General features: G+C 62.0%; 17 protein-coding genes, 2 tRNA genes and 1 pseudogene. 15 read left to right on the top strand and 5 right to left on the bottom strand.

Annotation, left to right across the window (positions count from 1 at the left end; genetic code table 11):
• Nucleotides 1-6 precede the first annotated feature (6 nt).
• Nucleotides 7-771: an ABC transporter ATP-binding protein gene (locus BM382_RS14750; protein WP_015634391.1), complete on the top strand. Its 765-nt coding sequence runs from the start codon at nucleotides 7-9 to the stop codon at nucleotides 769-771.
• Nucleotides 772-823: 52 nt separating this feature from the next.
• Here the strand turns inward: BM382_RS14750 and BM382_RS14745 are convergent, their stop codons facing one another.
• The gene (locus tag BM382_RS14745) at nucleotides 824-1,036 is read right to left on the bottom strand and encodes a hypothetical protein (protein ID WP_011059605.1); all 213 of its coding nucleotides are present in this window, start codon (nucleotides 1,034-1,036) and stop codon (nucleotides 824-826) included.
• A 106-nt stretch (nucleotides 1,037-1,142) separates the two neighbouring features.
• Nucleotides 1,143-1,709: a dCTP deaminase gene (gene dcd / locus BM382_RS14740; RefSeq protein WP_011059604.1), complete on the bottom strand. Its 567-nt coding sequence runs from the start codon at nucleotides 1,707-1,709 to the stop codon at nucleotides 1,143-1,145.
• 352 nt (nucleotides 1,710-2,061) lie between these two features.
• Here dcd and BM382_RS14735 point away from each other — a divergent pair, with 352 nt between their 5' ends.
• Nucleotides 2,062-2,271 (top strand): cold-shock protein, encoded by a 210-nt coding sequence (locus BM382_RS14735; protein WP_002554837.1) that lies wholly within the window; start codon nucleotides 2,062-2,064, stop codon nucleotides 2,269-2,271.
• 104 nt (nucleotides 2,272-2,375) lie between these two features.
• Here BM382_RS14735 and BM382_RS14730 read toward each other — a convergent pair whose 3' ends face one another.
• Complete coding sequence (locus BM382_RS14730; RefSeq protein ID WP_026020131.1) at nucleotides 2,376-3,383, bottom strand: DUF481 domain-containing protein; 1,008 nt, start codon at nucleotides 3,381-3,383, stop codon at nucleotides 2,376-2,378.
• A 161-nt stretch (nucleotides 3,384-3,544) separates the two neighbouring features.
• Between BM382_RS14730 and BM382_RS14725 the strand changes: the two genes are divergently transcribed.
• The 4 genes from BM382_RS14725 (at nucleotide 3,545) to BM382_RS14710 (ending at nucleotide 8,322) form a co-directional block, all read left to right on the top strand.
• Nucleotides 3,545-3,898, top strand: coding sequence for an MGMT family protein (locus BM382_RS14725; protein ID WP_011059602.1), 354 nt, complete (start codon nucleotides 3,545-3,547; stop codon nucleotides 3,896-3,898).
• Between the two features lie 42 nt (nucleotides 3,899-3,940).
• Nucleotides 3,941-5,506, top strand: coding sequence for an AmpG family muropeptide MFS transporter (locus BM382_RS14720; protein WP_011059601.1), 1,566 nt, complete (start codon nucleotides 3,941-3,943; stop codon nucleotides 5,504-5,506).
• Nucleotides 5,507-5,635: 129 nt separating this feature from the next.
• Nucleotides 5,636-7,351 (top strand): proline--tRNA ligase, encoded by a 1,716-nt coding sequence (locus BM382_RS14715; protein WP_011059600.1) that lies wholly within the window; start codon nucleotides 5,636-5,638, stop codon nucleotides 7,349-7,351.
• Between the two features lie 17 nt (nucleotides 7,352-7,368).
• On the top strand, nucleotides 7,369-8,322 hold the full coding sequence (locus BM382_RS14710) for a hypothetical protein (RefSeq protein ID WP_011059599.1): 954 nt from the start codon (nucleotides 7,369-7,371) through the stop codon (nucleotides 8,320-8,322).
• Between the two features lie 64 nt (nucleotides 8,323-8,386).
• Here BM382_RS14710 and dinB read toward each other — a convergent pair whose 3' ends face one another.
• Nucleotides 8,387-9,454, bottom strand: a complete 1,068-nt coding sequence (gene dinB, locus BM382_RS14705) for a DNA polymerase IV (protein ID WP_072443179.1) — start codon at nucleotides 9,452-9,454, stop codon at nucleotides 8,387-8,389.
• 295 nt (nucleotides 9,455-9,749) lie between these two features.
• Between dinB and BM382_RS14700 the strand changes: the two genes are divergently transcribed.
• The 5 genes and pseudogenes from BM382_RS14700 to BM382_RS14680 all read left to right on the top strand — a co-directional run.
• Nucleotides 9,750-9,826, top strand: a tRNA-Met gene (locus BM382_RS14700).
• Nucleotides 9,827-10,028: 202 nt separating this feature from the next.
• A tRNA-Met gene (locus BM382_RS14695) sits at nucleotides 10,029-10,105 on the top strand.
• A 290-nt stretch (nucleotides 10,106-10,395) separates the two neighbouring features.
• Nucleotides 10,396-13,032, top strand: a complete 2,637-nt coding sequence (gene mprF, locus BM382_RS14690; RefSeq protein ID WP_239690411.1) for a bifunctional lysylphosphatidylglycerol flippase/synthetase MprF — start codon at nucleotides 10,396-10,398, stop codon at nucleotides 13,030-13,032.
• Complete coding sequence (locus BM382_RS14685; protein ID WP_072443175.1) at nucleotides 13,032-14,330, top strand: virulence factor family protein; 1,299 nt, start codon at nucleotides 13,032-13,034, stop codon at nucleotides 14,328-14,330. The genes mprF and BM382_RS14685 overlap by 1 nt, the downstream gene beginning before the upstream one ends.
• 98 nt (nucleotides 14,331-14,428) lie before the next feature.
• Nucleotides 14,429-14,584, top strand: a pseudogene (locus tag BM382_RS14680) (DUF3077 domain-containing protein); the annotation flags it as partial.
• Nucleotides 14,585-14,751: 167 nt separating this feature from the next.
• On the opposite strand, the gene BM382_RS14675 reads toward BM382_RS14680, so the two are convergent.
• On the bottom strand, nucleotides 14,752-16,653 hold the full coding sequence (locus BM382_RS14675; RefSeq protein WP_019096071.1) for a potassium transporter Kup: 1,902 nt from the start codon (nucleotides 16,651-16,653) through the stop codon (nucleotides 14,752-14,754).
• 321 nt (nucleotides 16,654-16,974) lie between these two features.
• On the opposite strand from BM382_RS14675, the gene rimO reads away from it, so the two are divergent.
• From rimO to BM382_RS14655, 4 genes are all read left to right on the top strand, one after another.
• Nucleotides 16,975-18,312 carry a 30S ribosomal protein S12 methylthiotransferase RimO gene (rimO, locus tag BM382_RS14670; protein ID WP_011059594.1) on the top strand — a complete coding sequence of 446 codons (1,338 nt, stop codon included), beginning with the start codon at nucleotides 16,975-16,977 and terminating at the stop codon, nucleotides 18,310-18,312.
• Between the two features lie 117 nt (nucleotides 18,313-18,429).
• Nucleotides 18,430-18,903, top strand: coding sequence for a GNAT family N-acetyltransferase (locus tag BM382_RS14665; RefSeq protein ID WP_015634381.1), 474 nt, complete (start codon nucleotides 18,430-18,432; stop codon nucleotides 18,901-18,903).
• A gap of 82 nt (nucleotides 18,904-18,985) precedes the next feature.
• A complete protein-coding gene (locus BM382_RS14660) occupies nucleotides 18,986-19,696 on the top strand; it encodes an rRNA pseudouridine synthase (RefSeq protein ID WP_015634380.1) in 711 nt (236 codons plus the stop codon).
• Nucleotides 19,697-19,762: 66 nt separating this feature from the next.
• The gene (locus tag BM382_RS14655) at nucleotides 19,763-20,224 is read left to right on the top strand and encodes a YehS family protein (protein WP_072443171.1); all 462 of its coding nucleotides are present in this window, start codon (nucleotides 19,763-19,765) and stop codon (nucleotides 20,222-20,224) included.
• Nucleotides 20,225-20,337: the final 113 nt, after the last annotated feature.

The raw sequence follows: 20,337 nt of genomic DNA, 5'->3' as shown, positions 1-20,337 counted from the left end.
GCCCCCATGTACAAATTGACCGTTGAAGGCCTGCATAAATGCTATGGCGACAATGAAGTGCTCAAAGGTGTTTCCCTCAAGGCCAGGACCGGCGACGTGATCAGCCTGATCGGCGCCAGCGGCTCGGGCAAGAGCACCTTCCTGCGCTGCATCAACTTTCTCGAAACCCCGGATGACGGCGCCATGAGCCTGGATGGCCAGCAGATCCGCATGGTCAGCGACCGCCACGGCATGCACGTGGCCGACCCGGCCGAGCTGCAGCGGATTCGCACCCGCCTGGCGATGGTGTTCCAGCACTTCAACCTGTGGAGCCACATGACCGTGCTGGAAAACATCACCATGGCCCCCCGCCGGGTGCTGGGGGTCAGCACCAGGGAGGCCGAGGAACGCGCCCGGCGTTACCTGGACAAGGTCGGCCTGCCGGCACGGGTGGCCAGCCAGTACCCGGCGTTTCTATCCGGCGGCCAGCAGCAACGGGTGGCCATCGCCCGGGCCCTGGCCATGGAGCCGGAGGTCATGCTGTTCGACGAACCCACCTCGGCCCTGGACCCGGAGCTGGTAGGCGAGGTACTCAAGGTGATCCAAGGCCTGGCCGAAGAGGGCCGGACCATGATCATGGTCACCCACGAGATGAGTTTTGCGCGCAAGGTGTCCAGCCAGGTGCTGTTCCTGCACAAGGGCCTGGTGGAAGAAGAAGGTGCTCCGGAGGACGTGCTGGGCAACCCGAAAAGCGAGCGCTTGCAGCAGTTTCTCAGCGGCAACCTGAAGTAACAGCGGTACCGCGCCCGTTCAGGCTCTGGGCCGGGCGGGCGCGGTACGGGCTTCAGGCGACAGGCGCGGGAGGCGGCTCGTCGGGCAGAGTCGGTTCGCCCGGCTCGGTGGGTTCAAGGGGTTGCGGGGAATCGGGATCCGGCTGGCCGGGAATGCCACCGGCCATGCTGACGGGAGGATGCGCCAGCAGGGTCCAGGCCAGTACGCCAACCTGATTGGGTTCCAGCCTGGCCAAGGTGGCACTGATTCGCGGATCTATCTTCATGAGGGCACTCCTGAGCTGTGCCGGGTACGCCTTGCGCGTACCGGCAGTACCTTCAATAGAGTGCCTGCCGGCTCAGGAATTCCCGCTATTCGTCAGACAGACGAGCTCAGGTGCGTGGCAGGGTCACGCCGCGCTGGCCCTGGTATTTGCCGCCACGGTCCTTGTAGGACACTTCGCACTCTTCGTCCGACTCCAGGAACAGCATCTGCGCCACGCCTTCGTTGGCGTAGATCTTCGCCGGCAAGGTGGTGGTGTTGGAGAATTCCAGGGTCACGTGGCCTTCCCACTCGGGTTCCAGCGGGGTCACGTTGACGATGATGCCGCAACGGGCATAGGTGCTCTTGCCCAGGCAGATGGTCAGCACGTTGCGCGGAATGCGGAAGTACTCGACGGTGCGTGCCAGGGCAAAGGAGTTCGGCGGAATGATGCAGACGTCGCTCTTGATGTCGACGAAGCTCTTTTCATCGAAGTTCTTCGGATCGACAGTGGCCGAATTGATGTTGGTGAACACCTTGAATTCGTCGGCGCAACGCACGTCGTAGCCGTAGCTCGACACCCCGAAGGAGATCAGCCGATCCTGGCCTTCGCCACGCATCTGGCGCTCTACGAAGGGCTCGATCATGCCGTGCTCTTGCGCCATGCGGCGAATCCACTTGTCCGATTTGATGCTCATGGCGGGTGTCCTGAAATAGCGAGGTGAAAAAAAACGGTCTGGCATCTTACCGGGGCGCGAGGTCGGGTTCAAAGTCTGGGACGTTTTTCTCGCCTCACGCCACGATTTTCAAGGGCTGGGCGACGAGCGCCCCGCCGTCAGTCACGAAAACCGAGAAACCTTCGCACTGACCATTGGCACGTTCAGGAAAAAGGGTTAAGGTGGCGCCACTGTGCTGCTTGTGTCACTGAGAATCTCTACACGATGTTGAATTTCGATCCAACCATCTCCAAGAATTTTTCCTGCTCTTTGCACTCAGTCTCGGCCAGGGCTTTTCCTGAGTCGCAGTTAACTTTGTCCAAGGAGATACACCATGTCTAATCGCCAAACCGGTACCGTTAAGTGGTTCAACGATGAAAAAGGCTTCGGCTTCATCACTCCACAATCCGGTGACGACCTGTTCGTACACTTCAAAGCTATCCAATCCGACGGCTTCAAAAGCCTGAAAGAAGGCCAACAGGTTTCTTTCATCGCTACCCGCGGTCAGAAAGGCATGCAAGCTGAAGAAGTTCAAGTTATCTAACTTGTACTGATCCAGTAAAAAAGCCCCGCCCTCAACAGCGGGGCTTTTTTGTGCCCGTCACTTTTGTCGGCGCCCTCGTTGAAAAGACGCCCATGCGTCCCGGGTTACCAGGTCACGCCAAAGCCCACGGTGTAGCGGGTCTTGTCCAGATCGCTGTCTTCGGTACCGCGGATCAGGTCTTTTTCCGCCTTGAGGTTCAACGAAGCCCAGTCGGTGACCTTGTAGCGCAGCCCCATCTCGGCATCCAGTGCATAGTCGGCCACCCCCGAAAGCGGCCGCCCCACCTCGCCATTGGTGAAGAACTCCACCCGCTTGCCGATCAGGTAACGGTTGTAGTCCCACTTCATCGCCAGGGAATAGAAGTTGTCCTTGCCGCCATCGGCGTACTCGTAATCGGTACGGTTGAGCAGCGAGCCCAGGGAGAACGCACCCAGCTCATCATCCCAGAACTGGTAGCCGGGGCCGGTACCCACCACCCGCTGCCGCGCCAGGTCCTCGACCTTGTCCCGCTTGTAGGTCAGGCGCCCTTCCCAGAACCACTTTTCCGTGATGAAACGGTCCAGAGCGTACTCGGCGCTCCAATTGTCCGTAGTCACCACATGATCCTGGAACTCACGGTTGTATTCGCCCTGGGCATTGTGGCGCCAGGCCCCGTGACGCGCCGAGGTCTTGAAGTCGATGTCGTAGTCATCGGTGTTCTTTTCGGCGCGCTTGTAGTCCATGGCCACATCGACGTTGCCTTTCCAGACCATGTCCTCCACCAGCGGCTTGGGCTTCATGATCTGCTGGATGCTCGCCAGCTCCACCGTCTTGGGCGCCTCGCCGTTGGCCAGGATCACCTTGCCTTCGTCCGCCGCCTGCAGCGACTTGGCCTTCTCCCCGGTGTAGGCATCCTGCTTGACCAGCAGCTCCTGGTCGCTCTCCAGAGTCTTGACCTGCTTCCAGTCAATATTGATGGCGCCGCCATAGTCGGTCTGGATCAACAGCTTGCCGCCGTCGAACACCTTGATCTTGCCACTCAGGCGATCACCGTTCTTCAACCACACGGTATCGGCCAATACAGGCATGGAGGCGCTGAGCACCGCGAAACACAGCAAAGTTCTAGGCAACATAAGCAATAGAGGACTCGATCTTGCGAAAAAAAACGGCATTATTCCTGCTGAACAAGCCTTAGTCAGGACTGACCCGGGTATTGAGAGTGAGTTCAATACTCATCCGGCTTTGATCACCACAGCCGACCAGCGTCCCTCCTCTATTATCTGGAACCGCGAATGTGACCGAACACAGCGAAGAGCCGCAAAGCCCTGCACAGATCCGACGTACGGCGCTGTACCTGACCCTGGCCCAGGTCCCCGAAGGCAGGGTGGTGAGCTACGGCCAACTGGCGGAGATGGCAGGCCTGGGGCGGGCGGCACGCTGGGTCGGGCGCACCCTCAGCCAGTTGCCCCCTGACACCAGCCTGCCCTGGCATCGAGTGCTCGGCGCCGGTGGTCGCCTGAGCTTGCCGGCCGGCAGTCCCTCGGGCGACGAGCAGCGGGCCAGACTACGTGGCGAAGGTGTCTCTATCCTGAACAATCGCGTGGATATTCAGCGCCATGGCTGGCGCCCGGTGGAGCACAGCGGTTAGAGTGCGCGCTTTGTTTCCGTAATCTGAGGCAGACTTCAGCCCATGCCCCGTAAAACCTGGCGCGCCGCACTTGCCGCCTATGCCAGCCCCTCGACGCTCGTGCTGTTGCTGCTTGGTTTCGCCGCCGGCATGCCTTACATGCTGGTGTTCTCGACTCTTTCGGTGTGGTTGCGCGAGGCCGGTGTGGCCCGTGAAACCATCGGTTACGCCAGCCTGATCGGCCTGGCCTATGCCTTCAAGTGGGTATGGTCGCCCTTGCTCGACCAATGGCGCCTGCCCCTCCTGGGCAAGCTCGGTCGACGTCGCTCCTGGCTGGTGCTGGCGCAGACCCTGGTGATTCTCGGCCTGATCGGCATGGGTTTCTGCGACCCGCAAAAGCACCTTTCCTGGCTGATTGCCATTGCGGTGATCGTGGCATTCGCCTCGGCCACCCAGGACATCGCCATCGACGCCTACCGCCTGGAAATCGCCGACGACAGCCGCCAGGCCGCCCTTGCCGCCAGTTACATGTCCGGCTATCGGGTTGCCGTGCTGCTGGCCACTGCCGGCGCACTGTTTTTCGCCGAAGGCTTCGGCTCCACCGGTTTCAGCTACAAGCACTCGGCCTGGACCGGCACCTACGTGCTGTTCGGGGTGCTGATGATCCCGGCCCTGATCACCACCTTGCTGATGCGTGAACCCGCGGTGCCGCTGCGCACCCAACTGTCCGCCGGGCGCTACAGCTTCGCTCACCAGTTGATCTCGGTATTCGTGCTGATCGTGCTACTGGTTTCCGTCCCCGCCACCTTTACCCAGCTGTACAACACCGACTTCGCCAGCGTGATCTTCGACGGCGTCAGCCTGCTGGACCTGCTGCTGGAAGACCGCGCCTTCCTGCGGGCCATCCTCTACATCACCCTCAGCACCCTGTGCCTCTCGGCCATGGGCCGCCGGGGCCTGGCGCCGGTGCTGACGCCGGTCAACGACTTCATCCTGCGCTATCGCTGGCAAGCCTTTCTGCTATTGGGGCTGATTGCCACCTATCGCATGTCGGACACGGTCATGGGCGTCATGGCCAACGTGTTCTACATCGACCAGGGTTTCACCAAAGACCAGATCGCCGGGGTCAGCAAGATCTTCGGGCTGATCATGACCCTGCTCGGCGCCGGCATGGGCGGCCTGCTGATCGTGCGGTTCGGCATCCTGCCGATCCTGTTCATCGGCGGCGCTGCATCGGCCGGGACCAACCTGCTGTTCCTCATGCTTGCCGACATGGGCCCCAACCTGAAGATGCTGATCGTCACCATTTCCCTGGACAACTTCAGTTCAGGCATGGCCACTTCAGCCTTCGTCGCCTACCTGTCGAGCCTGACCAACCTCAAGTTCTCCGCCACCCAGTACGCCCTGCTCAGTTCCATCATGCTGCTGCTGCCGCGCCTGATCGGCGGCTATTCCGGGGTCATGGTGGAAAAGTTCGGCTATCACGACTTCTTTCTCATCACCGCGATCCTCGGGGTGCCGACACTGATCCTGATCGCCATTCACTGGTTCCAGGAGAGCCGCCGCGCCGGGCCGAAACCCGAGCCCGAAAGCTCCGCCAACAGCACCGCAGTCGGCGAAGAATCCTAGAAAATCCCGGGGGTTGCGCACTTTTCGCAGTAGCCCCCGGCCCCTCCGAGCGCAATCCTGTACGCCAGCGGAACTCGCCCGTACAATGCTCCGTCACTTCCAGTCTTCAGCAACCGACAACGGCCTACCATGCGCACCAGTCAATATTTGCTCGCCACACAGAAAGAAACGCCTTCCGACGCGGTCGTGATCAGCCATCAGCTGATGCTGCGCGCCGGCATGATCCGTAAACTGGCTTCCGGCCTGTACACCTGGCTGCCGATGGGCTTGCGGGTGATGCGCAAGGTTGAAGCCATCGTTCGCGAAGAAATGAACGCCGCGGGCGCGCTTGAAGTGTTGATGCCGAGCACTCAGCCGGCTGAGCTGTGGCAGGAATCCGGTCGCTGGGAAGAATACGGCCCGGAGCTGCTGCGCTTCAAAGACCGTCACGGTCGCGATTTCTGCGCCGGCCCGACCCACGAAGAAGTGATCACCGATCTGGCTCGCAACGAGCTGAGCAGCTACAAGCAGCTGCCGCTGAACCTGTACCAGATCCAGACCAAATTCCGCGATGAAATCCGCCCACGCTTCGGTCTGATGCGCGGCCGCGAGTTCATCATGAAGGACGCCTACTCCTTCCACGCCGACCAGGCGTCCTTGCAGGTCACCTACGACCGCATGCACCAGGCTTATTGCAATGTCTTCACCCGCCTGGGCCTGAAGTTCCGCCCGGTTGAAGCGGACAACGGCTCCATCGGCGGCGCCGGCTCCCACGAATTCCACGTGCTGGCCGAATCCGGTGAAGACGATATCGTCTTCAGCAACGGCTCCGACTACGCGGCGAACATCGAGAAAGCCGAGGCCGTGCCTCGCGAAACCTCGCGCCCAGCGCCAGCCGAAGAACTGCGCCTGGTCGATACGCCAGACACCAAGACCATTGCCGCGCTGGTGGAAAAATTCAATCTGCCGATTGAAAAGACCATCAAGACCCTGATCGTCCACGCCGAAGAGCCAGGCAAGCTGATTGCCCTGATCATCCGTGGCGACCACGAACTCAACGAAATCAAGGCCGCCAACCAGCCTGGCGTTGCTAGCCCGCTGGTCATGGCGTCCGATGCCGAACTGCGTGACGCCATTGGCGCCGGCGCCGGTTCCCTCGGCCCGCTGAACCTGCCGCTGCCGATCATCATCGACCGCTCGGTCGAGCTGATGAGCGACTTCGGTATCGGTGCGAACATCGACGACAAGCACTACTTCGGCGTCAACTGGGAACGCGATCTGCCGGTTCCGACCGTGGCCGACCTGCGTAACGTGGTGGCCGGCGACCCGAGCCCGGACGGCAAGGGCACCCTGGAAATCAAGCGCGGCATCGAAGTCGGGCACATCTTCCAGCTGGGCAACAAGTACAGCAAGGCGATGAAGTGCGAAGTGCTGGGCGAAAACGGCAAGCCGGTGACCCTGGAAATGGGTTGCTACGGCATTGGCGTATCCCGTGTGGTGGCTGCTGCCATCGAGCAGAACAACGATGCCAACGGCATCATCTGGAGCGACACCCTGGCGCCGTTCCAGATTGCCCTGGTGCCACTGCGCTACGAAACCGAGCAGGTTCGCGAAGCCACCGACAAGCTCTACTCGGAACTCACCGCTGCCGGCTTCGAAGTGCTGCTGGACGATCGTGACAAGAAGACCAGCCCGGGCATCAAGTTCGCGGACATGGAGCTGATCGGCATTCCTCACCGGATCGTGGTCAGCGACCGCGGCCTCGCCGAAGGCAACCTGGAATACAAGAGCCGTACCGAAGCCGAGGCGCAAGCACTGCCCGTGGCCGACGTACTGTCCTTCCTTCAAGCCCGTATCCGTCGCTGAAACCAGATAGAGAAGTCATGTTCAAGCGAAACACCTTAAGCCTCGGGGGCGCCGCTTTATGCGGCGCCCTGCTGGTCAGCGGCTGTGCCAACCAGATGTCGCAACGCAGCGAACACGAGGAACGTGTCGAGCGCAAACTGCTCGATCACAGCCTGCAGATCGATGTCGGTGAGCCTAAGGTGCTTGAGCTGCCGCAACGCCGAGTGCGCATTCACGAACAGAAGACCTTCGAAGTCACCGAGTTCGAGGTCACCCGCCGCTACGATCGCTACACGCCCTACCAACCCTGGCGCGAGATCTACGAGATCCCGCTGGGCGCGGTGGCACTGGTGGCGGGCGTCGGGGCCAATGTGGTCAATGTGTTCGCCCTGGGCAACCTGCCGGACAGCGTGACCAAGGACTGGATCAGCTACGGCGTGTCCGGACTCAACCCGTTCATGAACATGCCGTCCCATGGCCGTGCCCAGCAGAACCTGGCAGCCATCGATGAAGTCCAGCGCGACAAGCGCCTGGAGTATTCGAGCCTGCCATGGAGCGAGCGTCCGGTGCAGGTCAAGGCCGGCAAGCAGACCTACGAGCTGAGCACCGACCGCAACGGCGTGCTGCGCTTGAACCTGCTGGACAATCCGTTTTCCGAGCAGGACCTGAATCACATCGGCAAGCTGCAGATCAGTGTCGAAGACGCTCAGGACGAAGTGCATTCGGACTCCTCCCTGAGCATCAGCAGCGGCCTGCGCAGCAAGTTGCAGGAAGCCCATGCACTGATCTATGACGACCTGGAAGATGATGAGGTGAGCCAGTGGGTGCACCGGGTCAAGCGCCTGTCGGAGCTAGGCCTGGAGGAAGAAGCCAGCGAACTGGAGCAAAGCCTGATCGAGCTGACCCGCAACGATCCGGAGCTGCAGAACGAGTTCCTCAAGTCCCTGACCAAGAATGCCGGCCGCCTGGTGGCCGACCCCGGCAGCAACTGACCCCCTGTAGGAGCCGGCTTGCCGGCGAAAGCGATGCCTCGGATGGATCGCAACCGGCCAGCCCCTACACCCCCCCTCGGAACAGCTCCAGCTGTTCATGAGCGCCGCGCATATCCTGCAAACGCACGCCAATTCCCAGCAGGCGCACCGGCTTGCCGCCGCGTTTGAAGGCCTGGGTCAGCAATTGCCGATAACTCTCCAGGTCACGCCCCGCCCCCGCCTGCTCCAGGGTGGTCTGGGTAAAATCATGAAACTTCACTTTGACGAAAGGCTTGCCCGGCCGGTAGCTGCTGTCGATGCGCGCCATGCGCCCCGCCAGGGTCTCCATCAGTTCCGGCAATTTCTGCAGGCAACTGTCCAGATCCGGCAGGTCCACGTCGTAGGTATTCTCCACGCTGATCGACTGCCGCCGGCTATCGTTCTGCACTGGCCGCTCATCGATGCCCCGGGCCAGGCTCCACAGGCGCTCGCCAAAACTGCCGAACTCGCGCGCCAGCGCCAGCTTGCTCCAGTCCCGCAATTGCAGGCAGTCGACAATGCCCAGGCGCCCCAGCTTGTCCGCCGTAACCTTGCCCACGCCGTGCAGCTTGCTCACTGGCAGCTCGGAGACGAAATCCTCCACCTGGTCAGGGGTGATCACAAACAGACCGTTGGGCTTTTTCCAGTCACTGGCGATCTTCGCCAGGAATTTGTTCGGCGCCACCCCGGCCGACACGGTGATGTGCAACTGATTGGAAACCCGACGGCGAATGTCCTGGGCGATACGCGTGGCGCTGCCGGCAAAGCTCGGGCTTTCGGAAACATCCAGGTAGGCCTCGTCCAGCGACAAGGGCTCGATCAGTTCGGTGTAGTCGCGAAAGATCGTATGGATCTCTTTGGAGGCTTCCCGATAGGCTTCCATACGCGGCTTGACGATCACCAGGTCCGGGCACAGGGTCAGGGCGTGCCGGGAGGACATGGCCGAGCGCACCCCATAGGCCCGCGCCTCATAATTGCAAGTAGCAATCACCCCCCGTCGATCCGCAGACCCGCCCACCGCCAGCGGCTTGCTGGCCAGGTGCGGGGCATCGCGCATTTCGATGGCGGCGTAGAAGCAATCGCAGTCAATGTGGATGATTTTGCGCTGCATCATATAAAGGCAGAGATCATGGAAGGCACAGGTCGCAATGAAAGCAGAAGGCAAGTATCTACCGACACCTGTATATAGCACCAGTACCTTGCATCTTCGCGCTGATCTTCATCAGGCCCGGCTGAATTTATTTGCTCAATGACAACAACACCTTCAATAGAGCTGCAAGCCCCGTTCTAGCTAGGCCCGAGCCTTCCGAAAAGCCCCTTCAAGGAAGCTAAGCGATTGAACCGGAAGCAATTTTCAAAATTTAATGATTGACAGGATCTGCCAGCTCTGTAGAATTCGGCCACACAGACGCGGGATGGAGCAGTCTGGTAGCTCGTCGGGCTCATAACCCGAAGGTCGTCGGTTCAAATCCGGCTCCCGCAACCAAACATCAAAAAAGGCTACTCGAAAGAGTGGCCTTTTTTGTGCGTGCCTGTTTTGTACTACTCCCTCTCAAACATGGCACAGGCAAAACTCTTTAGCTGTCGATGACTTAAGAGACAGAACTGGCCATTCGACGTTTATTTGACCTATTGGACCATTAACGGTTGACACTCGGTCGTTCGCCTGTAGAATGCCGCCACACAGACGCGGGATGGAGCAGTCTGGTAGCTCGTCGGGCTCATAACCCGAAGGTCGTCGGTTCAAATCCGGCTCCCGCAACCAAACATCAAAAAAGGCTGCTCGAAAGAGTGGCCTTTTTTGTATCTGTTGAAAAAGTCCTTTCGCAACAATGATCTGGCAATGTGTTGCGAACCTTTAGCAGCGCGTCGACTCTTCACCATGCAAGCTATGCTCTGTCTCGGGGCAACCACCTTGCGTTGATCGCGCAGGCTCGCCGGGCCACGGTGAGACGCGTTAATATTTGAAATTATTTTTTCTACAGGGATTGGTAACTTGGCTGGATACCCCCATCCTGTCGCGCACAATCCACGAGGTGATTGATGCGCGCCAACATGTCTGATTCACAAGACGCCGATACTGCTACCGCCACTCAACCCATTACAGTCACTCGCTTGCGCTGGCTGGACCTGTTGAGCAAATACCGCCAGCCGCTGGGCCTGGCCGTGACCCTGCTGCTGTTCGCCATTGCCCTGATCGCCTGTCGCCACCTGCTCAGCGAGCTGGACTTCTACGCACTGCACGACTCGATCCTCGACGTGCCCAAGCCGGCCCTGCTCGGCGCCCTGGGCGCGACCATCGTCGGCTTCATCATCCTGCTGGGCTACGAGTGGTCCGCCAGCCGCTATGCCGGGGTCAACCTGCCCGGCCGCACCCTGGCCCTGGGCGGCTTCACCGCTTTCGCCATTGGCAACGCCATTGGTCTGTCGCTGCTGTCCGGTGGATCGGTACGTTATCGCCTGTACGCACGTCACGGGCTGGGGGCCTCCGACGTCGCGCACATGACCCTGTTTGCCAGCCTCTCTCTGGGTTGTGCCTTGCCACCGCTGGCGGCCCTGGCCACCCTGAGCAACTTGCCGGCAGCCTCGGCGGCCCTGCGCCTGCCTGAAAGCCTGCTGGCCGGCATTGCCCTGGCTATTCTTCTGCTGGGCGCGGTACTGGCGGTCGGTATCTATCGCCGGCGCCTGCCGGAACAGCCCCTGCGCGACAACCTGCTGGTGCGCGTCGGCCGCCGCACCCTGCGCCTGCCCGGACGCCGCCTGACCTTCCTGCAACTGATCATCACCGCCCTGGACGTCGCTGCGGCCGCCACAGTGCTTTATCTGCTGCTGCCCGAAGCACCGCCGTTCGGCGCCTTCCTGCTGGTGTACCTGCTGGCCCTGGCCGCAGGTGTGCTCAGCCACGTGCCCGGCGGCGTCGGGGTGTTCGAAGCCATCCTGCTGGCGGCCTTCGCCGACAAGCTCGGTGCCGCGCCCCTGGCTGCGGCACTGCTGTTGTACCGATTGATCTACGTGGTGCTGCCGATGCTGGTGGCCTGCGTCCTGCTGCTGATCAACGAAGCCCAGCGCCTGTTCCAGACCCGCCAATCGCTGCGGGTGGCATCCGGCCTGGCCGCTCCGATCCTCGCGGTGCTGGTGTTCCTCTCCGGTGTGGTGCTGCTGTTTTCCGGCGCCACCCCGGAAATCGATACCCGCCTGCAACACATCGGTTTCCTGATTCCCCATCGCCTGGTGGATGCCTCGCACTTCGGCGCCAGCCTGATCGGCGTGCTCTGCCTGCTGCTGGCCCAGGGCCTGCGTCGGCGCCTGTCGGCGGCCTGGATGCTGACCACAATTCTCTTGCTGGTGGGTGCCCTGCTCTCCCTGCTCAAGGGTTTTGACTGGGAAGAAGCCTGCCTGATGACCCTCACCGCCAGCCTGCTGGCCGTGTTCCGCCGCTCGTTCTATCGCCCCAGCCGCCTCACCGAACTGCCCTTCTCGCCGCTGTACCTGGTGGCCAGCGTCTGCGTGCTCGGGGCCTCCATCTGGCTGCTGCTGTTCGCCTATCAGGACGTGCCCTACAGCCACCAACTGTGGTGGCAGTTCACCCTCGACGCCGACGCCCCCCGGGGCCTGCGCTCGCTGTTGGGAGCTGCGGTGCTGTTGCTGGTGGTGTCCCTGACCTGGCTGCTGCGTACCGCACGCCCAGTCATCCACCTGCCCACCAGCGAGGAGCTGGACAAAGCTGCGAAGATCCTCATGGCCTCGTCCCAACCCGATGGCGGACTGGCCCTGACCGGCGACAAGGCGCTGCTGTTCCACCCCAACGACGACGCCTTCCTCATGTACGCCCGCCGCGGCCGCAGCCTGGTGGCGCTGTACGACCCCATCGGCCCGACCCAGCAACGCGCGGAAATGATCTGGCAGTTCCGCGACCTGTGCGACGTGCACCACGCGCGCCCGGTGTTCTACCAGGTACGGGCGGAAAACCTGCCCTACTACATGGACATCGGCCTGACCGCGATCAAGCTCGGCGAAGAAGCCCGGGTCGACCTCAAGCGCTTTGATCTGGAAGCCAAGGGCAAGGAGATGAAGGACCTGCGCTACACCTGGAACCGCGGCACCCGCGACGGCCTGTCGCTGGAGATCCACGAGCCGGGGCAAGCGCCGATGGACGAGCTGAAAGTGATCTCAGATGCCTGGCTGACCGGCAAGAATGTCCGCGAGAAAGGCTTCTCCCTGGGGCGCTTCAGCGACGACTACCTCAAGCACTTCCGCATCGCCATCATCCGTTTTGAAGGACGCCCGGTGGCCTTCGCCAACCTGCTCGAGACCTACAGCCATGACCTGGCCAGTCTCGACTTGATGCGCGCGCACCCGGACGCGCCGAAGCTGACCATGGAGTTCATGATGGTCGGCCTGATCCAGCATTATAAAAATCATGGATACGCCCGCTTCAGCCTGGGCATGGTGCCGCTGTCCGGCCTGCAACCCCGGCGTGGCGCGCCGCTGACCCAACGCCTCGGCTCGATGGTCTTCCGCCGTGGCGAGCAACTGTATAACTTCCAAGGCTTGCGCCGCTTCAAAGACAAGTTCCAGCCCGACTGGGAACCCCGTTACATGGCCGTGCCGGCCGGGCTCGACCCGCTGGTGGCACTGGCCGACACCGCCGCCCTGATCGCAGGCGGCCTGACTGGATTGGTGAAACGCTGATGATTCAACGCTCTTGGCGGTATCTGCTGGCCACACTGGTGGTACTGGCTTTGCTTGCGGGTGGTGGCTACTGGTGGTGGAACCGCCCCGCCCCTGAACCGACCCTAGAACAACTGGCCCAGGCCGACGGCTCGACCCTGACCCGAGTGACCCCAGGCGCCAAGGCCAAGGCCCGGGTGGTGGTGGCGGTGCTGCCTGATTCGACCCTGACCGACAAGCAACTGCTGGCCCTGAGCCGCAGCGGCGCGGCGCAGATCGTCCAGGTGGTCCTGCCCAAGGACGACTGCAAGCTGCAGGAACAAGCCCTGCAGAACGCCCTGCCGCAACTCGCCGGCCCGGCCACCCTGGTCAGCGGCATCGGCCCGGGCGCAGCCCTGGCCTGGCGCTGGATCGCCAGCCAGAACGACGACAAGGCCCAGGCCGTGTCGGTAGGCTTCACCATCAACCCGGCGCCCGGCTGCACCGATCCCTTGCCCAAGACCCTGGCCCACGGCCATTGGCTGGTGGCCTGGAACGACAACCCGGATGACGAAAGCGCCGGCTTCGTGCGTGATACCCCCAACGCCACCACCAGCATCAGCGACTACGACATCCACCTGCCCCAGGTGCTGAACAACGAGCTGCGCAAGCTGCTGGTGGGTTCGGAAAACGGCGGCCTGAGCATCCCCGTGGTGGAAGTGCCGGCCGGCCAGGCCAAGGACACCGTGACCCTGTTCCTCTCCGGCGACGGCGGCTGGCGCGACCTGGACCGCGACGTGGCCGGCGAGATGGCCAAGATCGGCTACCCGGTGGTGGGCATCGACACCCTGCGCTACTACTGGCAGCACAAGACCCCGGAACAGAGCGCCATCGACCTCACCGAGCTGATGCAGCACTACCGGCAGAAATGGGGCACCAAGCGCTTCGTGCTGACCGGCTACTCCTTCGGCGCCGACGTGCTGCCTGCCATCTACAACCGCCTGCCGGAAGCCGAGCAGCAGCGTGTCGACGCCATTATCCTGCTGGCCTTCGCCCGCACCGGCAGCTTCGAGATCGAAGTCGAAGGCTGGCTGGGCAACGCCGGCAAGGAAGCCGCTACCGGCCCGGAAATGGCCAAGCTGCCGGCCGCCAAGGTGGTGTGCATCTACGGCGTGGAAGAGGTCGATGAAAGCGGTTGCACCGACAAGACCGCCGTTGGTGAAGCCATGAAGCTGCCAGGGGGCCATCACTTCGATGAGAACTACCCGGCACTGGCCAAGCGCCTGGTGGATGCCATCGAGAAGCGCCAGGCCAAGGATCAGGCCACCGCTCAAGAGTGAGCCGAGCCTCGCCCGACAAAGCCCCCGCAGCCTCAGGTTGCGGGGGCTTTTTTACATCGACGGTACAAATGCCCTCACTGATTGGGGACGGATTAGGTTTGTGGGAAGCCTCCGACCTGCCGCCCCTGGCCAAGGCCTTTGCCAAGGACGCCGCCTACAGCAAGGACAGCGATCGTCACGCCTGGGCAGCGTACTACCTGAGCGCCATGGGCAAGGCGGTGGTGGACGATGTGGTGCAGGCGTTAGCCGCGTAACGACCAAGGGCGATCTCGGGGCCGGTGAGCTCCGGGAGAAACCGTCCCGTCATTAGCATCGATATCGATGGCCGGTCCGTTATCGCGAGCAAGCTCGCTCCTACAGGGCCGTGAAACGAAAAAGCCCCCGTTGCCTTTCGGCAGCGGGGGCTTTTGTTGGCTCGGGGTTACATCTCGACCTGGGTGCCCAGCTCGATCACCCGGTTCACCGGCAGCTTGAAGAAGCGCAGGTTGCCGTTGGCGTTCTTCAACATGAAGGCGAACAGCGCTTCGCGCCAGCGGGCCATGCCCACCAGCTTGGAGGCGATCACCGTCTCGCGGCTGAGGAAGTAGGTGGTCCGCATCGGGCTGAAGTCCAGTTCATCCAGGTGGCACAATTTCAGGGCTTCCGGTACATCCGGCTCGTCAGTGAAGCCGAAGTGCAGGATCACCCGGAAGAAACCTTCGCCGTAGGAATCCACCTCGAAGCGCCGATTTGCAGGCACTCGTGGAATGTCCTCGTAGACCACCGTCAACAGCACCACTTGTTCGTGCAGCACCTGATTATGCAGCAGGTTGTGCAGCAAGGCGTGGGGCACGGCGTCTGGACGGGCGGTGAGGAACACGGCAGTGCCCTGCACCCGATGCGGCGGCTGTACGCGGATGCTGCTGATAAAGATTGGCAGCGGCAGCCCGCCTTCGTCCAAGCGATCCACCAGCAATTCCTTGCCGCGCTTCCAGGTGGTCATGAGGATGAACAGCACGATCCCCGCCAGTACCGGGAAGGCGCCGCCCTGGAAGATCTTCGGCACGTTGGCGGCGAAGAACAGCCCGTCCACCAGCAGGAAACCCACCAGGAGCGGCACCACCAGCATCGGCGGCCACTTCCACAGCAGCAGGATCACCGCCGACACCAGGATGCTGGTGATCAGCATGGTCCCGGTCACTGCCACGCCGTAGGCCGAAGCCAGGGCACCGGAGGACTCGAAACCGAGCACCAGCAGGATCACACCCACCATCAGCGCCCAGTTCACCGCGCCGATGTAGATCTGCCCCTGTTCGGCGCTGGAGGTGTGCTGAATGTGCATCCGCGGGATGTAACCCAGCTGGATCGCCTGACGAGTCAGGGAGAAAGCCCCGGAAATCACCGCCTGGGACGCGATCACCGTGGCCAGGGTGGCCAGCACCACCAGCGGAATCAGGGCCCAGCTCGGCGCCAGCAGGTAGAAGGGGTTGCGGGCGGCTTCAGGGTTTTCCAGCAGCAGCGCGCCCTGGCCGAAGTAGTTCAGCACCAGCGCCGGCAACACCAGGGCGAACCAGGCCCGGGCAATGGGCTTGCGCCCGAAGTGCCCCATATCGGCGTACAAGGCTTCGGCACCGGTCAATGCCAGAACCACCGCCCCGAGGATGGCGACCCCCATGCCCGGATGGACAATGAAGAAGCGCACGCCCCACATCGGGTTCAACGCCTGCAGCACTTCCGGGTGCTGGAGAATGCCATTGACCCCCAGCCCGCCCAGAACCACGAACCAGGCCACCATCACCGGGCCAAACAGCTTGCCGATGCGATCAGTGCCGTGTTTCTGGATCAGGAACAAGGCCACCAGTACCACCAGCGCCATTGGCACCACCCAGTGTTCCAGGCCGCTGAATGCCAGCTCCAGGCCCTCTACCGCCGACAGCACGGAAATCGCCGGGGTGATCATGCTGTCGCCATAGAACAGCGCCGCCCCGATCAGGCCCAGAATCACCAGCATCGAACGCAAGCGCGGATAGGAACCGGAAGCGCGCCTGGCCAGCGCGGTCAGGGCCATGATGCCGCCCTCGCCCTGGTTGTCGGCCCGCAGGACGAACAGCACGTACTTGATCGAGACGACCCAGACCAACGACCAGAAAATCAGGGCCAGGATGCCAAACACCCCGTCGTGATTGACCTGAACTCCATAATGGCCGGCAAACACCTCCTTGAGGGTGTAGAGCGGACTGGTGCCGATATCGCCATACACCACCCCGACCGCCGCCACCAGCATCCCCAGAGGCTTGCCCCCGGAGTGCTCGCCACTCGCCGCCTGACTACTTGCCTGACCCATCAATGACTCCTACTACTCAAGACCGGGGCTTCTTATATAGAAAGCGCAAGGTTATACAAGCGCTATTCTCTTAAGTTGCGCAGTTTGCCATGTAATTTGCAGATTCTTATTACCACTAAGGCACCAACTAACACCGTATGAAAGCAACCGGGCATAACGGGACGAAGCATAGTCCAGCGCTCGTCGTATTTCCCCCGCATAAAGCTGGTCAAGCGCTTCGACCATCGCTAGAATTGCGCACTTTTTGATCAGAGGCGCAGCCAGCGCCCAACCGTCGCACTTGCCCCCCAAGTGGCTCGACACCCAATACCGAGGTTAGACATGTCCACCCCCTCCGCGCCGGCCAACCCGAAAGTCGGCTTCGTATCCCTGGGTTGCCCAAAAGCTCTGGTCGACTCCGAGCGCATCCTCACTCAACTGCGCATGGAAGGCTATGACGTGGTCTCCACCTACCAGGACGCCGACGTCGTGGTGGTCAACACCTGCGGTTTCATCGACTCGGCCAAGGCCGAATCCCTGGAAGTGATCGGCGAAGCCATCAAGGAAAACGGCAAGGTCATCGTCACCGGCTGCATGGGCGTGGAAGAAGGCAATATCCGTGACGTGCACCCTAGCGTGCTGGCGGTCACCGGCCCGCAACAGTACGAGCAGGTGGTCAACGCCGTGCACGAAGTGGTGCCACCGAAACAGGACCACAACCCGCTGATCGACCTGGTGCCGCCGCAAGGCATCAAGCTGACCCCGCGACACTACGCCTACCTGAAGATTTCCGAAGGCTGCAACCACAGCTGCAGCTTCTGCATCATCCCGTCGATGCGCGGCAAGCTGGTCAGCCGCCCGGTGGGCGATGTGCTCGACGAAGCCCAGCGCCTGGTCAAGTCCGGGGTCAAGGAACTGCTGGTGATCTCCCAGGACACCAGCGCCTATGGCGTCGACGTCAAGTACCGCACCGGCTTCTGGAACGGCGCACCGGTGAAGACCCGCATGACCGAGCTCTGCGAAGCCCTGAGCACCCTGGGCGTATGGGTTCGCCTGCACTACGTCTACCCCTACCCGCACGTGGACGAGCTGATTCCGCTGATGGCCGCCGGCAAGATCCTGCCGTACCTGGACATCCCGTTCCAGCATGCCAGCCCGAAAGTGCTCAAGGCCATGAAACGCCCGGCCTTCGAAGACAAGACCCTGGCGCGAATCAAGAACTGGCGCGAGATCTGCCCTGAACTGATCATCCGTTCGACCTTTATCGTCGGCTTCCCGGGCGAAACCGAAGAAGACTTCCAGTACCTGCTGAACTGGCTGACCGAAGCCCAACTGGACCGCGTCGGCTGCTTCCAGTACTCGCCGGTGGAAGGCGCTCCGGCCAACGACCTGGACCTGGAAGTGGTCCCGGACGAGGTCAAGCAGGACCGTTGGGAGCGCTTCATGGCGCACCAGCAGGAAATCAGCTCGGCACGCCTGCAACAGCGCATCGGCAAGGAAATCGAAGTGCTGATCGATGAAGTCGACGAGAATGGCGCCGTGGGCCGCTGCTTCTTCGATGCCCCGGAAATCGACGGCAACGTGTTCATCGACGGTGCGGGCGACCTGAAGCCGGGTGACAAGGTCTGGTGCCGGGTGACCGACGCCGACGAATACGACCTCTGGGCCGAAACCCTGTAAGGCGTAAAAAAACTGCCAAGCCCCGCTCTCGCCACGAGATGCGGGGCTTTTTTCGGTCTATCGTTTGCTCTGCCAGGCCTGCAATCACTGCGGCCTATCACTTCAGGGGCAGGCGGCATGCGCCAACACTCGGTCGTGCATACACCCAAACTCAGCGATTACCCGGAACTGACCCAGGTCTGGGAAGCCTCGGTGCGTGCCACCCACGACTTTCTCCCGGACAGCTATATAGAGTTGCTGCGCAAACTGGTGCTGACCCGCTACCTGGACGCAGTGATGCTGATCTGCACCCGCGATGCACGCCAGCGCATCACCGGGTTTGCCGGGGTCGCGGCGGGCAAGGTGGAAATGCTCTTCATCGACCCGGCCCACCGGGGCCGAGGCCTGGGCCGCCAGCTGCTGCAGTACGCGGTGGAACACCTCAATGCCCAGCAGTTGGACGTCAACGAGCAGAACCCCCAAGCCCTGGGCTTCTACTTCAGGCAAGGCTTCGAAGTGGTCGGGCGCTCGGAGCAGGACGGCATGGGCCAGCCCTACCCGCTGCTGCACATGCGCCTGAAACAGGCACAACTGCAGGCCAGGCGCGGCTAAAAGCCACAGCCGGCAAATGGACCCGCGATTAACCGGCGCCAGGCAGGTACAATAGCTGCCCTCTTTTGTTACGGCCCCTGTCATGACTGACCCGATTCGTCTCTCCAAACGCCTCATCGAACTGGTCGGCTGCTCCCGCCGGGAGGCTGAGCTGTTCATCGAGGGCGGCTGGGTCACCGTAGACGGCGAAGTCATCGACGAACCGCAGTTCAAGGTCGGCGCGCAAACCGTCGCTCTGGACCCCGAGGCCAAGGCCACCGCGCCGGAGCCTGTGACCATCCTGCTCAACGTGCCTGCCGGCCAGGACCTGGACAGCGCCATGCAGTCCATTGGCGCCGACAGCCTGTCCGAAGAACACCGCTACGGCAAACGTCCATTGCGCGGGCATTTCCTGCGCCTGACCGCCAGCGATGACCTGCAGCCCAACGCCAGCGGCTTGCTGGTGTTCACCCAGGACTGGAAAGTGCTGCGCAAGCTGACTGCCGACGCGGCCAAGATCGAGCAGGAATACGTGGTCGAGGTCGAAGGCGAGATGATCGACCACGGGCTCAACCGCCTGAACCACGGCCTGACCTACAAAGGCCGCGAGCTGCCACCGGTAAAAGCCAGCTGGCAGAACGAGAACCGCCTGCGCTTCGCCATGAAGAACCCGCAGCCGGGCGTGATTGCGCTGTTTTGCCAGGCCGTCGGCCTCAAGGTCGTCGCCATCCGCCGCATACGAGTCGGCGGCGTGTCCATCGGCAAGGTGCCGCTGGGCCAGTGGCGCTACCTGTCGGCCAAAGAGAAGTTCTAAAGCCGCCCCCATTCAGACGCCGTGCCCTTGCGCGGCGCTCCACGCGCATTGATCAGGACTGTAACCATGATTCATAACGATGTACTGCGCAGCGTGCGCTACATGCTCGACATCAGCGACAAGAAGGTCGTCGAGATCATCAAGCTCACCGGTTTCAAGGTCAGCCTGGACGATGTCGTCAGCTACCTGAAGAAGGATGAGGAAGAAGGTTTTGTGCATTGCCCGGACGAAGTCATGGCGCACTTCCTCGATGGCCTGGTGATCTTCAAGCGCGGCAAGGACGAAAGCCGTCCCCCGCTGCCGATCGAACTGCCGGTCACCAACAACATCATCCTGAAGAAGCTGCGAGTGGCCTTCGAACTCAAGGAAGACGACATGCACGCCGTGCTCAAGGCGGCCGAATTCCCGGTGTCCAAGCCGGAGCTGAGCGCGCTGTTCCGCAAGTTCGGCCACACCAACTACCGCCCGTGCGGCGATCAGTTGCTGCGCAACTTTCTCAAGGGCCTGACCCTGCGCGTACGCGGCTGAACCCCTCGCGCGGCCGCAGTACATTCTCAGCGGCCCTGATGAGCCGCTATTGCCCCAGGCAATAGTGGCTCCCCGGCAAGCGCCTGAAGACTAGGGTAGGCACACACCTATCT

It is taken from the genome of Pseudomonas sp. NFPP25 (assembly GCF_900116505.1).
GTDB lineage: Bacteria > Pseudomonadota > Gammaproteobacteria > Pseudomonadales > Pseudomonadaceae > Aquipseudomonas > Aquipseudomonas protegens.
Note: the sequence above shows the minus strand (reverse complement) of the source record. Positions and strands in the feature narration are given on the sequence as shown.